Annotated in this window: 9 protein-coding genes; 6 read left to right on the forward strand and 3 right to left on the reverse strand. The window is 38.3% G+C overall.

The window, feature by feature from the left end; genetic code table 11:
• Window positions 1-104 precede the first annotated feature (104 nt).
• Window positions 105-9,032, forward strand: coding sequence for a MucBP domain-containing protein (locus JDW14_03695; GenBank protein ID QQD66216.1), 8,928 nt, complete (start codon window positions 105-107; stop codon window positions 9,030-9,032).
• A gap of 289 nt (window positions 9,033-9,321) precedes the next feature.
• Window positions 9,322-9,777 (forward strand): IS200/IS605 family transposase, encoded by a 456-nt coding sequence (gene tnpA / locus JDW14_03700; protein QQD66217.1) that lies wholly within the window; start codon window positions 9,322-9,324, stop codon window positions 9,775-9,777.
• A gap of 148 nt (window positions 9,778-9,925) precedes the next feature.
• On the opposite strand, the gene JDW14_03705 is transcribed toward tnpA, so the two are convergent.
• Window positions 9,926-11,266 carry an MATE family efflux transporter gene (locus tag JDW14_03705; protein ID QQD66218.1) on the reverse strand — a complete coding sequence of 447 codons (1,341 nt, stop codon included), beginning with the start codon at window positions 11,264-11,266 and terminating at the stop codon, window positions 9,926-9,928.
• A gap of 325 nt (window positions 11,267-11,591) precedes the next feature.
• On the opposite strand from JDW14_03705, the gene JDW14_03710 reads away from it, so the two are divergent.
• The 3 genes from JDW14_03710 (at window position 11,592) to JDW14_03720 (ending at window position 13,595) form a co-directional block, all read left to right on the forward strand.
• A complete protein-coding gene (locus tag JDW14_03710; GenBank protein ID QQD66219.1) occupies window positions 11,592-11,936 on the forward strand; it encodes a type II toxin-antitoxin system PemK/MazF family toxin in 345 nt (114 codons plus the stop codon).
• A gap of 272 nt (window positions 11,937-12,208) precedes the next feature.
• Complete coding sequence (locus tag JDW14_03715) at window positions 12,209-12,622, forward strand: hypothetical protein (protein ID QQD66220.1); 414 nt, start codon at window positions 12,209-12,211, stop codon at window positions 12,620-12,622.
• A gap of 19 nt (window positions 12,623-12,641) precedes the next feature.
• Window positions 12,642-13,595: a hypothetical protein gene (locus tag JDW14_03720; GenBank protein ID QQD66221.1), complete on the forward strand. Its 954-nt coding sequence runs from the start codon at window positions 12,642-12,644 to the stop codon at window positions 13,593-13,595.
• Window positions 13,596-13,648: 53 nt separating this feature from the next.
• On the opposite strand, the gene JDW14_03725 is transcribed toward JDW14_03720, so the two are convergent.
• Window positions 13,649-14,227, reverse strand: coding sequence for a TVP38/TMEM64 family protein (locus tag JDW14_03725; protein ID QQD66489.1), 579 nt, complete (start codon window positions 14,225-14,227; stop codon window positions 13,649-13,651).
• Between the two features lie 46 nt (window positions 14,228-14,273).
• Window positions 14,274-14,591 carry a heavy metal-binding domain-containing protein gene (locus JDW14_03730; GenBank protein ID QQD66222.1) on the reverse strand — a complete coding sequence of 106 codons (318 nt, stop codon included), beginning with the start codon at window positions 14,589-14,591 and terminating at the stop codon, window positions 14,274-14,276.
• Window positions 14,592-14,743: 152 nt separating this feature from the next.
• On the opposite strand from JDW14_03730, the gene JDW14_03735 reads away from it, so the two are divergent.
• A complete protein-coding gene (locus JDW14_03735; protein QQD66223.1) occupies window positions 14,744-15,490 on the forward strand; it encodes a class I SAM-dependent methyltransferase in 747 nt (248 codons plus the stop codon).
• The last annotated feature ends 146 nt before the right edge of the window (window positions 15,491-15,636 follow it).

Raw genomic sequence — 15,636 nt, forward strand, 5'->3', positions numbered from 1 at the left:
TGATACAATTCCCTTGGAATCTTCCAGCAAATGGAAAATAGCCGTAAACTTTGCAAAAAGATACTTTTTACAAGGGAAGAATTATAAGAAAGAGGGGAATGCCTATGTTTTTTAAACGAAAACAACGGTTCTCAATTCGCAAGTATAAAATTGGAGTGTGCTCAGTTCTTTTAGGAACATCAATTGTTATGGGTACAAACCAAGCATCAGCTGAAGAACTAGTTTCAACAGAACCAGTGTTATCAACTGATAATCAAGTAGACGATTCATCGCTAGAAGATACAACGACTGTATCGGAAGAATCAGCAGATCTAGTGCAAGAATCAAATTCTGTTGAGGAAGGGACTAATGTCGTAGTAACACCTGTTATAGATGAAACAACTGAAAGCATTGCAACAGCATTGCACTTAGTAGTACACACAAAAGTGACAGTTGTAAATGCCACAAATCTTAATGCCGGTGAAAAAGCAGCAGTGGAAGCACTTGTTCGTGCAGATAATAACTTGGGTGAATCGTATCAAGTTATTGTCGCTAATGATGGTACTGTGAGGGTATTAGAAAATGGTGTGGAAGTAGCAAGTCTTCCTTGTGAAGAAATTATTGAAGTTGCTGTTTATACTGAAGAAGTGTCTCCAGAAGTAACTGAATTAGAAGAAGAAGCAATGCCAACAACTAATGTTGTAACGGCAGTGACACCAAATACTGTAGTGCCAACTGAAGATGTAGCGTCAACTACTGATTTAGAGGCTGTTAAAGCAGAGAAAATCAGATCAGTGAATACGTTTACATCATTAACACCAACTGTCCGTGGTGAATATGTGTCACGCTTACAACAGGCTGTTGATGTTGCTGCATTAAACATCATTGCTGAAGAGGCACGCCGTTTACAAAGACGTGCAGCTTTTCCAAATCAAGGTGAGCCGTTAACTACTGGTACGGGATTCCGTGTTGGAGAAACGCCTGCAACACCAACTGCAACTGAGGGTAGAAAAGTAACTCCTAAAGTAACAGTTGAGGGAACTAACTCAGCTCTTAACGTTGCACCAACCTTAGTTGCAAATCCATTCAAAGTAAATTTGAGTTTTGAGGGACAAGAGCTACATAAGGATGATTATTTCTATATCGAAGGACAAGATGCACCAGTCGAACTTCCAAGAAAAATAGTCATTACAAATCCTGATACTAAGGAAGAAGTTGTGATTGGTACGGTAGAGCGTGTTGGTTATGAAAGTGATTACTATCGTGCTCAAGATTCACAGGATCCTACACGTTTTGATTTGTCCGCATCTTCAGACTATATGACAAAGAAAATTAAATATAAAGTTACCTTCAATGAAAATGTAGAAGGACTTAAGGACGTAAAAGCGGAAATTAATCGTAATGCCAATATCCAAACTGTAGCTGTTTCAAAACCACATACAGCTAAATTCAAAGTTTTAGTGAATGATGATGTTGTCGTAGAGAAAGAATATACTCAAAATCCTTTTAATAATGGTGTGCAGACTAATGGTGGTACAAGTTATGCTCAAAAAGGACCTGGAGATAGCAAGCCTTATCTTCGCTTTAATACCATGCTGTATGATTTTCGACCACTTGGAGAGCCAGAAGACATCGCTTTTTCAAAAGAGGTTGAAAATGATGCGATTCTAACCTTTAATGGTGAAGTTGGTGGGCTACCAAATGGATTTGTAGCTAAAATCAAAGCTAAGGATACCAATCCAAATCCATATATTTGGGGTGATAATTTAATGCTAGGGACTCGCCTTCCAGTGTATTATGTGCCGTATGATAAGGATGGTAAACCACAAGCAAATTCAACGGATGAAAGTGTCTATGTAACTCCAAAAGACACGTATATGATCATCGAGAAGATCAGTGAGGACAAGAAAGAAGCAACGATTCGTTTCTTTGGAGATTATTCTAAACCTGGTTTTTTCATCAATGGTACTATGCATCCAGATAAAGAAGAAGCAGGGAAAACATCCAAGTTTGGTGTGAAATTGCTTAACAAGGAGTGGAGTACAGCAAATCCAGGGAATAGTGCAGACCTTCATCACAGAAAACAAATTGATGATCCTGACAATCCTGGTAAATCGATAACTGTGGATGATCCGGATAAACCAGGAGATGCACCAGGGTTCCATTTGTTGACGTTTTTTGATCATAATGGGAATCCAATAAATGCTCGTGCTAACCAAACAGGTGGGAACTATCGTTACGCAGATTCTGCTCGCTTTACAGCGTTACCAGTAACGGCAAGTAACCCTGAAATTATCAACAAAGGTACAGTTATCGTAAACTATGTTGATACAGACGGAAATAAAATTGAAGAACCAGTGACAGTTGTCGCAGATCGACCTGTTGAAACAAATGGTGTGAAAGCAATGTATGATACATTGGGTAACATTTCACCAGAAATCAAACATAACGGTGTAACCTACAAACCAGCTCCAGTTAATCCAGAAACACCTTATGCAGTGGGGACTTTAGGTGAAAAAGGGAACTTGGTTACAAGTAACAAAGAGGGTGTTATCGCTGCTAATGATCCAAAAGGTATTGCACCGTCTGGTGATTTGATGCAAGGTACCCACCATGTCACATATGTTTACAAAGCTGTAAAAGGTAATGTTGATGTTTACTTTGTAGATGAAAAAGGGAATACCCTTTCTCCAAAAGAAAATGATACGACTGATGGCAATATTGATGCTGCCTACGATACAGATGATAACCATCATAAACCAGAAATTACTGTTAATGGCAAAGTCTACGCCTTTAAAGAACTGTCTAAGACAAACATTGTTGATGGTAAGAAAATCGAAACAGATGAACTGAACCATATCGGTGGAACTACTGGAAATATAAAAGAAGGTACGACACACGTCATTAAAGTGTACGCATTGAAACCAGGTTCTGTCTTTGTAAACTATGAGGATAAGACAACAGGTCAACCAATTGCAAAAAAAGTTACCGATACTGATAATAAACCAGATGGAACAGAATATGACACTTACGACCGAAAACCTGAAAAATTAGAGGGTACAGACGGCTCAACTTACTATCTTGCACAAAGCAAGCCAAAAGACGGTTCAGCACCTGAAAGTGGCGAAGTAACGGCAGGTGTCAATAAAGAAGTAACTTATTTGTATGAAAAAGCTGGTAACGTCAAAGTCCATTACGTAAATACTCAAGGAGAAGAAATTCAAGCTCCAGTAGATGATGTTGTAAATGGCAAACCAGGTTCAGATTATGAAACAGCTGACCGTAAAGATCAAACGATCACAAAAGGTGATGTAACTTATGTCTTTAAGCAAATTCAAACAGGTCAACCAGGAAATGCATCTGAAAAAGGACAAATCAAGGCTGGTGAAACACTTCATGTAACCTATGTCTATGATGTTCCAGAAAAACCAGTTGAAAAAACAGGTTCTGTCTTTGTTAAATTCGAAGATAAAATGGGTAATCCTATCAAAGACAAAGATTTGCAACCAAATGATGAAAACTTCGTGATAGATACTGATAAAAAACCAGTTGGTGAACATTACGAAACATTTGATAACAAGCCTGAAAAGATCACCACAAAAGACGATAAAGTTTATTATCTTGCTCAAACAGAACCAAAAGAGAACTCAGCACCAGAAAAAGGTGAAGTGACTGAGAACGATCAAACTGTTACTTACGTCTATGAGCAAGCAGGTAGTGTTGTCGTTCGTTATGTAAATGAACAAGGACAACTTCTAAAAGATAAAGATGTTGAAGATGAAACCAATGTCAAACCAGGTACACAATACAATACTTCCGAACAAAAGGACCCAACGATTACAAAAGATAATGTTGAATATGTCTTTAAGGAAATTCAAACAGGTCAGCCTGGAAATGAACCTGAAAATGGGGTTGTACAAGCTGGTAAGACACTCGTTGTAACTTATGTGTATGCTGTGAAACCAGCACCAGAGGCTCCAAAAGATCCTCAACACGCAACGATCACTTACTACGATGTAACAGACAAGAAAGACCCAACTAAGATTAACGAAGACGATAAAGAGCAGTTAGGTGATGTTGATAAAACGAATGGTGTTGAGGGTGAGAACTCTCCTTACACAACAGTGAAACGACTTGAAGATTATCTCAATAAAGGATATGAGCTTGTAAATGACGGCGTACCAAGTCCAATCACATTCGATGGAAAAGCAGATACTTCTGAAGATGACCCAAGTCAAAAATTTGAAGTCACTTTAAAACATAAAACAACACCGATTACACCAGATACGCCACAACCAAAACCAGGAACACCGATTAATCCGAATAATCCAGATGGACCAAAATGGCCTGATTTAGCGAATGAACTTGAGCGTACAGCAACACGTACAATTCGCTACCGTTATGAAAATACACCTGATGATGACACGATGAAAGTCTTCCCAGATGTAGTACAAACGGTTAAATTCAGACGTACAGCAACTGTTGATCATGTGACTGGTAAAGTGACTTATTCTGATTGGAAAGCGATTGTTGATGAAGCACCAGCTGTTATCTCTGGCTCAAAAGAGGGACACACGCACTATAACCAAGCGGATGATACAAAAGTTCAAAAAGATGTATTAGCTCAAACAGCGATGATATCTAAAGATGGTGTGATTTCTGGTCTTGAAGATCAAAAAATCTTGTATGCTCCGGTTACACCAGAAGTGCCGGTACCAATCAAACAACACGCAACAATCACTTACAAAGATGTAACAGATCCAGCAAACCCAACTCAACTTGGTGATGTGGATAAGGAAAGTGGTGTCGCTGGAGATAAATCAGACTACACAACGAATCCAGAGAAAAAACAAAAGAGGGTTCAAGATTATCTTGATAAAGGCTATGAAGTAGTTGATGATAATGTTCCAACACCAATTATCTTTGACAATGAAGTAGATAATTCAGATGAGGATCCTACTCAGAAATACGAAGTAACCTTGAAACATGCGATTGAACCAGTTGATCCAGATAGTCCAAAAGATCCAAATCAACCAATCAATCCAAATAATCCAGAAGGACCAAAATGGCCAGTCATTGACAAGGCAAATGTAGAGAAAACAGCAACTCGTACAATTCGTTACCGTTATAAAGATAAGCCAGGTATAAATGAAGAAGCGGTCTTTGATGATATTGTTCAAACAGTGAAATTCAAACGCACTGCCAATGTCGATAAAGTAACTGGTGAAATCGTAGGCTACGGTGAATGGGTACCAGTTGATCCAACTGCACCAGCAGTGAAATCAAAAGATAAAGTGGGCTATACATTTGATAAAGATGCACCAGCAGAAACAGCAATGATTTCTACAGACGGTGTAATCTCAGGTATCAGCGATCAATTAGTTCTTTATGCACCAGTGACAGCACCTGAGGCAGATAAGCAATACGCAACGATTACTTACTACGATGTAACAGATCCAGAAAACCCAGTTCAAATTGAAGGTGTGGATAAGACAGAAGGCCAAGCAGGTGATACGTCTGATTATACAACTGAAACACGCATTAAGATGTATACTGATAAAGGTTGGGAATTAGTTTCTGACGGTGTACCAAAACCAATCGTGTTGGATAATAAACCAGATGCATCTCAAGAAAAACCGTCACAACAATTCATAGTAACGTTGAAACATAAAGTGACACCTGTAACGCCAGATACGCCGGATACACCGGAAAATCCGAGACCAAAACCAGGTGACCCTGTAAATCCAGAAGATCCACGTACACCGGTTTGGCCAAATGAAGTAGGTGATCTTGTTCGTGAGGCTACTCGTACAATCCGTTACCGTTATGAAGGTAAAGAAGGTAATGATGATGAGGCAGTCTTCAAAGATGATGTTCAAAAAGTTCGCTTTACTCGTACAGTGACAATGGATCATGTGACAGGTACATACACCGTTTCTCCTTGGAAAGCTGAAGTCGCAGAAGCTCCAGCTGTTGTATCACCAGAAAAAGCTGGATATTCACACTATTACAAGGCTAATCCGAATGAAAAAGATGCACCAAAAGAAACAGCAATGATTTCTGAAACAGGTGAGATTACAGGTCTTCACGATCAATTGATTGTATATGTACGAGGACAATATGTACCGTACATTCCACAAGATCCTGCAAATCCTACCGATCCAGAAGATCCACATAATCCAACAATTCCAGGAGAACCGGGAGAAGAACTTGAGAAAGTACCGTATGACGAAACACCAGAAGATCCAAAAGATGATCCACGTTTACCAGATGTACCGGGATACATTCCAGTAGATCCAATGGATCCTACAAATCCATTACCAAAAGATCCGGGAGGATATATTCCACCAACACCAACAAATCCGAAAGAAACACCAGTGCCATATCTTCCAGCAGGAACAGTTGTGGTACGCTATGAGGATACTGAGGGTAACACAATCAAGGATCAAATAACGGATACTGAGAAATCACTTGTTGGAACACCATATGATACAACTGATGATATGAATCCTAAAGGTGAATTAACAAAACCAACTGAAATCACATTCAATGGTGATAAGTATGTTCTTGTTCCGTCTAAGACACGTGGTGAAGAAACAGGTAAGGTTGTTAAAGGTGAAACAGTTGTTACTTACGTTTACCAAAAAGTAGGTAGCTGGATTCCATTAATTCCAGGTGTACCAGGTAAAGATCGTCCAGAAATTCCGTATCCATTCGATCCAGAACATCCAGATTCTCCGATCGATCCGAAGAAACCAAACGATCCAGATAAACCAAATACACCACCAGTGATTCCGTATGTACCAGGATTTGAACCGAAAGATCCAACGGATCCAAGTGGTAATACACCACTCATACCAGTTGATCCTGAAGATCCAAAACAAGGTTATGTACCACCAGTACCAAATGAACCAGGTGAAGATACATTTATTCCTTACGTTCCAGTAGGTGCAAAAGTTGGTTCAGTAATTGTCCACTATGTTAATACAAACGGTGAAACAATTGCCAAAGATCGTATTGATACACCAATTTCACCAGTGGGAACTGACTATGATACGACGGATTCTATGAACCCTGAAAATGAATCCACAAAACCAGAACGCATTGAGTTGGAAGACGGTACAGTTTATGTATTAGTTAAGACTATGGGTGCTGAAACAGGTAAAGTAGTTGAGGGTACAACAGAAGTTACTTATGTTTACCAAAAAGTAGGTAGCTGGATTCCAGAAATCCCAGGTGTACCAAGTAAAGATCGTCCGAAATTACCATATCCGTTTGATCCAGAGAATCCAGATTCTCCAGTTGATCCAACGAAACCGAACGATCCAAATCAACCGAATACACCACCGGTGATTCCGTATGTACCAGGATATATTCCAAATGATCCAGAGGGTAATCCATTGAAACCAGTGGATCCAGAAGATCCAAAACAAGGCTATGTGCCACCAGTGCCAAATAAACCAGGTGAAGACACACATATTCCTTACGTTCCGGAAAATCCAGCAACACCTGAGAAACCAGATCCGATGAAACCAGGAAATTATGTTCCGTATGTACCAAAAGATCCTGAGAATCCAAATCCGAAAGATCCAGATCCGAACTATGATTTACCAAAAGTACCATATGATGAAACACCGGAAAATCCAAAAGATAATCCACCGTTACCATATGTACCAGGTCATACACCAAAAGATCCAGACGGTAATCCATTGAAACCGAAAGATCCGAATGATCCAACGCAAGGATATATTCCACCAACGATCACGAATCCGGAAGATCCGTCTGAGGATACACCAGTACCTTATGTGCCAAACGGAAGTTATGTACCACATATTGAAGATCCAGATCCAAACAGACCAAAAGATCCAGATAAAGTACCGTATGATGAAACACCGGAAGATCCACAAGATAATCCGCCATTACCATATGTACCAGGATATACACCAAAAGATCCAGACGGCAATCCATTGAAACCGAAAGATCCGAATGATCCAACGCAAGGATATATTCCACCAACGATCACGAATCCGGAAGATCCGTCTGAGGATACACCAGTACCTTATGTGCCAAACGGAAGTTATGTACCACATATTGAAGATCCGGATCCAAACAGACCAAAAGATCCAAATAAAGTACCGTATGATGAAACACCGGAAGATCCACAAGATAATCCGCCATTACCATATGTACCAGGATATGAACCAAAAGATCCAAATGATCCAACTGGTAATACACCACTTAAACCAGTAGATCCAAATGATCCAACAAAAGGTTACATTCCACCAACAATTACTGAGCCAAATGATCCAACGAAAGATACACTAGTACCTTACAAACCGGTCGGAACAGTTATTGTTCGATACAAAGATACAGACGGTAATGAAATTGCTGAACCAGTAATTGATACACCGACATCTAATGTGGGAACACCGTATGACACAACTGACCATATCAAACCAGAAATTACACATGATGGTCACAAGTATGTTCTTGTACCAAGTAAGACTGAAGGTATGGAAAATGGTAAAGTTGTTAAAGGTGAAACAGTTGTTACTTATATTTACCAAAAAGTAGGTAACTGGATTCCAGAAATCCCAGGTGTACCAAATGAAGAACGACCAGTAGTGCCTTATCCATTCGATCCAGAGAATCCAGATTCTCCAGTTGATCCGAATAAACCAGGCGTACCGCCGATTCCATTTGTACCAGGATATATTCCAAACGATCCAGACGGTAATCCATTGAAACCAGTGGATCCGAATGATCCAACTAAAGGATATATTCCACCAGTACCAACAAATCCGGGTGAAGATTTACATATTCCTTATGTACCGACTACACCGGAAGTACCTGAACAACCGGAAAAACCAGAAGTACCGAGTGAACCAAGTAAACCGGCTACTCCTGAACAACCAGGTAAAGATGAAGTTAAAAAATCTTCTGTTCTTCCAAATACAGGTGAGACTGATTCAGTATTACCTTGGAGTGCGGCTGCATTATCAATCCTAGCAGGTTTAGGTTTGGTAGCTCGTGGACGCAAAGAAGAAGAATAACATCATTTCGTAGTAATACGAATGCTAATCACTATTAGCACATTTCGAAAACGACATTTGAGTACTCGTTGCTCAAATGTCGTTTTTTTGAATATACAAAAAGGGCTAGGTAAAAGTCATTGACTTTTTACCTAGCCTTTTGTTGTGACTTTAGTCGGTCACGCACCGTAAGGTGAGTGACAAATAAACCACCCGCTATGCGGGTGCGCAACGACGGTTATACCAAAAAACTCCAAACGCGATACAATAGTGGTGTTCAAGCCAACTGTAAAGTGAAAGGAGAAAACGCATGGCACATAGTTTATCGCACACAAAGTGGATGTGTAAATACCACATTGTGTTTACCCCAAAGTATAGACGAAAAATCATCTATAATCAATGTCGCAGTAGTTTAGGAGAAATATTTCGACGATTATGTAGTTATAAAGGAGTCGAAATTATAGAAGGACATCTGATGCCGGACCATGTACATATGTTGGTCAGTATTCCACCAAGAATAAGCGTATCGAGTTTTATGGGATATTTAAAAGGTAAGAGTGCGTTAATGATGTTTGATAAACACGCAAATTTGAAATATAAATTTGGGAATCGACATTTTTGGGCAGAAGGATATTATGTGAGTACGGTGGGATTAAATGAAGCCACGATAAAGAAATATATTCAAGAGCAAGAGAAACATGATATAGCCTTGGATAAATTGAGTGTGAAGGAATATGAAAATCCCTTTAGGGATAGTGGTAAGTAATACAAACGCCTCTTTGAGAGGCGAGTGACGGGTCAAGAGCAATAAGGCTTGAACAAAGTGAAAGCCAGCGTCTTTAGGCGCTGGCTGGCTTTTTGGGCTTATAGCCCCTGTTCAAACCACCCGTTAGACGGGTGGTTATGATTGTTAGTTACAATTGAATCTGTGTCCATTTACCTAATTTAAAGCGATGACGGAGTAACGTAAAGCGAGATAATTGGTCAGCAAGTATTCCAGTCCAAATTCCATTCAATCCAAGATTGAAGAAATTAACTAATAATAGAGTTGCAGCGGTACGGATAATGGTGACTGAGATAATTCCAGACATTAATGTATAACGGACATCGCCACCAGCACGCAAACATCCACCATAAACAAGTTGCGAAATTTGTAAAAGTACAATAATCATAATAAAGTGTGTTGCTTTGGTAGCTTCAGTAATGAGTGTAGGATTGTCAAAGTAAAGTCCCATAATTTGATGACCGAATACGAATAGGAAAATTGAAAGTAAAATGGACATCACTAAACCAATTCTTTGACAAATATGTCCAAAGTTAATGGCTTCTTCATGATCGCCTTTTCCAAGTGCACGTCCTGATAAGGCAACGGCTGCTACTTGCATACCGTCACCAAATGAAAATCCTAAACTAAGTAGATTCATTCCAGCATTATAAATCGCAAACGAGTGAGTACCGAGTTTGGCAGCTGTAATTGCAGTTGTCACAAAACCAATTCGCATTGCTAAATTTTCAATTACCATTGTTGAGCCAATTTTGAAAATAGTTTTGACGGTTTCGAAACGCATTTTAACCCGATGTTCGATGATATATGGTATTTGAATTAAACTTTGCTTTTTAAATAGCGAACGAATACTCATCAGCATTGCTACCATACTACCGATGACGGTTGCTAAAGCAGCTCCTTGTATGCCTAATGATGGAAAACCATATTTGCCACCAATCAGTAAATAGTTAAAAATAATGTTAATGATCGAAGAAGTCAAATTAGTGACAAAGGCAATTTTCGTATTACCACTACCACGTTGGGCTGCATTGATGACCATTGCAATCACATTAAAGATTAGTCCACCCATAATGATTTGGTAGTACTGGACTGATGCCAGATGTGTTTCACTGTTACTACCTGCTAGCGTCATAATTGGATGTGCAAAGTAAAGTGCAATCGTTGTGATGATGACGCAAGCAATGAGTGCGAGTATCATGGCTGTAAAAAATACTTCATTAGCACCACGTTTATCTTCTTGACCACGACGTCTAGCGACAATCGTTGAAACGGAAATTGTAATTCCAAAAAAGAGCGTTAGCCCAATTAATTTCGGTTGAGTGGTTAGACCGACGGATGCTATTGCATAACTACCAAGTGAGCCAACCATCATTGTATCAATCATTCCTGCTAATGAAATAAAAAAACTTTCAAGTACAGAAGGCCAAGCCATTTGTAATGCCGTTTTATAATAATGTTTATCTTTCATAATTACCTACATTCCTTTTTATCTACCTATATGATAATACTATACAATGCAGAAAGCTAGTGATAAGACGAAATAATTAACATAATTAAGTAAATAGTGTGAGATATAGAAAGGTCTTTATAGGTGTCTGTCTACTGAACGTCTATATGCAACAAATTTAGGTAGATAAATGGCTTGACAATATATAGTTTCTTACTTAGTATGTAGGTAGGTGCAAAAGCCTTATTCGTTAAGGCAGCACTTGTATGAGATTAGAGCCTTATTCGTTAAGGAGCTTTGAGGCACATCTACGGGTGTGCCTAATTTAATTTTTGAGGGAAAATGTATGGATATAGAAAAAATGGGAATTTACTTGGTAGATTTCAAGGAGAATGTCGGTGCTGAATTTTCAGGAAAGCACTATGCAATTGTCATTACACCACAAAAAGATAACACTTTAGTTGTTGTTCCAATTACAAGCAAAAAGAGTGGGAAACGTTATCGCTATGGTTTGACATTGGATAATAGCAAATATTTAAAGAGTCCTAAATATCCAAAGGCATTTGCATTAGTCCGAAAAATTAGAGAAATTGATCGCAAACGAATTATTGGGTCAATGCGTTATAAATTAGATAGTGAAGATTCTGAGAAATTAATAAGTAAGATAGAAGAAATTTTATTAGATAAATAATGTAGGGAAGCACTCGTTAACACAAGTCTCTTAATAAATAGTTGGTTGGGTATCTGAGACACCTAACCAACTATTTATTTTACAAAGACAGGAGTTCATAGGGAATTGGTCAAGCGAAAGTGCTAGATGATGATTCCGTCATCTAGTTACAGACACTGGATCAAATTTTATATTGTTTCTAATTAGGTATTCTGTTATAAAAATGATATGATAGTTATAAGAGATTTATGTGCAATTTTCTCAAGTATTAATAAATTAAGGGGGATATTTTAATGGGGATTTTTGATTTGTTTAAACGAAAAAAGAATGTGAAAGTAGAACATGAGAATACACAACCTACACAGGTGACAGAAGATTTCGTAGGATTGAAGTTGTCAACCAATACATTGAATGTGATTGAGCCAACAAATGAGCAAATAAATCAAGCAGCTGAAGTGGCGATTAATGCGTTTGATGAGTTTGTATTATTAGAATGGCGTTCACAAGGGGGACAATTTGCATTTATACAAGGGATTGGTTTTGGGACAAGTTATCGCTTGGAATATGCACCAATCGGTTCTCAAGCAGGTTATGCCTATGTTGTTGAAGGTGTTTCGCTAGAAGACGCACAAAGCTATTTTTTTGAATTTGCTGAACAGCATAAGGTAAATTTTGATGCAAGCTGGCAATGGCAAGCAATCGTTTAGAACTTGAAAGGAGAAAGAGATGATAAAACAATTAGATAGACCACAAAATAGTCAAACGATAAGTACCCAGCAAAAGATAATTTGGACGGTATTATCTATTGGTATTGCTATTTTATGTTGGTGGTTTGCAAATTCTCAATTATTGTTGAATTTGACAACGTATATTGCACAAGAATTAGATAGTATGAAAGAAAATGTCGTCAAGCTAACAGCTATTTCAGCTGCGAGTTCGACTGCTTTGACACTTATTCCAGGTGATGTAGCGACACCATTAGCTGAAAATTTAGCTGATATTTCAGACTACTTAATTATTGTATTTATCGGACTATGGTTTCAAAAATATTTATTCTCGTCTATGGGATTATTAGTATTGAAGTTGATTATTCCAGTAGGATTAGCAGTTAATATTTACGGTTTATGGGTGCCGCAATCAGCTCCAGTATATATTATGGTACAACGTATTAGCCGAAAAATTATTTTATTCGGTGTAGCACTTTTCTGTGTCGTGCCGACGACTATTTTTATTACCAATCAAATTGAATCAACGTATAAAAATACAATTAATCGAACGATTGATGAGGCACAAGTGATTCAGAGTGAGGTCAACAAACAAGAAGAAACAAGTCAAAATGCGACGCAACAAGAAGAGCAGAGTACCGATATTGTAGGGCAACTATCGCACGCATTGAGTGGAGTGGTGGATTTTACGACAGGTTCTATTAGCAATGTCGCAACGGCTGTTACTGATTTGCCAAATAAAATGATTAAGACATTGAATAATTTAATTGATTCATTGGCTATCTTAATTGTGGTTAACTGCATTGCTCCAATTGCTATTTTTGTAATTTTAATGTGGTTAATGAATTTGATATTTGGCATAAATATTAAACCGACTGCTCATTCGATTGGCATTATGGGCAATTACACTCGTCAACGTCTGCAACAAAATGGTGCGTATGATGAGATAGACTAAAATAAAACAGGTAAAATGTCATTCGTATCGGAATGCTCATTTTACCTGTTTTTTTAATTAAATAATGGTAGTGCTTGTTCGATAAAAGTTTTTAAGCCGATACTGTACGCTGCGATTGATAATGGTTTTCCTAGCCAGATGATAAGCGAAAAAGTTTTCCAATTCATCTGAGTGGTTCCGGCTAAATAACATAAGAAATCGTCTGGTGCAATGGGAAAGAATATCGCTAAGGCAAAATACCAAGTGAAACGACTATCCTTACTGACCCAAGCATCGTATTTTTGAATCGTTTGTTGTGAAAAAAGCTGATGCAACGTAGGGCGACCATAATATTTTGCAATAGCAAATGCAATCATTGAGCCTAAACAAATACCGATATAATTCCACCAAAAGCCATCAAAAGCCCCAAATATGACGACACCAGCCACTGTAGAAATGCCACCTGGAATAATGGGAATGACTACTTGAATAATTTGTATAAAGATAAAAAGGAGTATACCAGCAAAGCCATATTGTTGGACGGTTTGATGTAACAATTCCACCGAAGTTAGCATACCTGATTGATAGAGCCAAATAGCAAGAATACCACAGACAAGCAGTCCAAATATGGAAATAATATGAAATACGGGCATTTTTACACTTTTTGAAGTCATCTGTCAAATCTCCCTTTTTGAAAAATTAAATCGTAACAGCAGTTCCGCTGCCAATTATCATCAGCATGCCATTATTCGCACCTAATACTTCATAATCAATACGCATGCCGACAATGGCATTAGCACCGATTTGTAAGGCTCTCTGTTCAAGTTCTTGTAAGGCATCAGCTTGTGCTTGACGTAATTCTTCTTCATACGCTGTCGAGCGTCCCCCAAAGATATTTCGTAAACTCGCACTCATATCTTTCATTGCATTAATCCCTAAGACGACTTCACTGAAAACGACTCCGTTATATTCTTTAATGAGTTGACCGTCAATGTTAGGTGTTGTTGTAATAATCATTTTTAAAACCCCCGAATAATTTACTTGTTGTTATGAGTATACGGGAGTGAAGAAGTAACGTCATCATACTCAAGTTGTATTTGAGTAAATATTGAAATATAATAAATAATAATAACGTTTTATTTATGGTTAGTGATTAGGGGGGACAGAATATGTTGAATCAACAATTTTATCAATTTATGTATGAACGCATGCCACAGTTTCAATTGGATACAGACACTCAACTAGCATTTGCTGCTAAAAAGATGCAGCAAATATTAGAGTTGCTGCCTAAAAAAGTTGATAAGGCACTGGAACTAGGGTCAGGTGTCGGTTATGATGCGATAGCACTCAATCAATTAGGTGTTAAGGTGACGGCAATTGAATTTGAGCAAGGTGCGATTGATATTGCCAATACATTGCAAAAGCAGTTGGATACACAGGTTGAATTTGTGCAAGCTGATTTTTACCAGTACCAACCAGAAAAATTATTTGATTTTATTTATTATATTGACGGTTTTGGAGCATTCAGTGATTCTCAGCAACAAGAATTATTGAATCGCATTGCGTCTTGGCTTAAACCAAATGGTTATGCCTATATTGATGTTTATAATGCAGATTATTGGCGTACGACACATAATGTGACGATGCAATTCACCGATACTTTGTCACGTGTGTATCAGTACGATGAGTCCGAACATCAATTTATTGATAGTTGGTATGATGCACAGACAGATGAACGGCAAGTGCAAGTTTTAAAATGTTATACTTTAGAAGATATTAAGCAGATGATAGAGCAAGCTGGTTTAACTGTGCATTCTGTTACTCCGTCTGGAAAAATGGATTATGAAAAAATGGTATGGATAGACCAAGCGACCTTAACTGACTGTATGTATTTTCAAGTATGTGTGGTAAAATAGAGTTATCAATATATAGGTGAGTGAGAGTGTTCTGCCTTGAATCACTGGAAGAAATCACCGGCGTGCGAATGAACGCACAGAGGAGATTTCTGAAGTGGACGTCAAGGCAACTCGAACGAACCAGAAAACATAGTGTGAGTGAGAGT

Source organism: Aerococcaceae bacterium zg-252 (assembly GCA_016237705.1).
GTDB lineage: Bacteria > Bacillota > Bacilli > Lactobacillales > Aerococcaceae > Globicatella > Globicatella yangjingiae.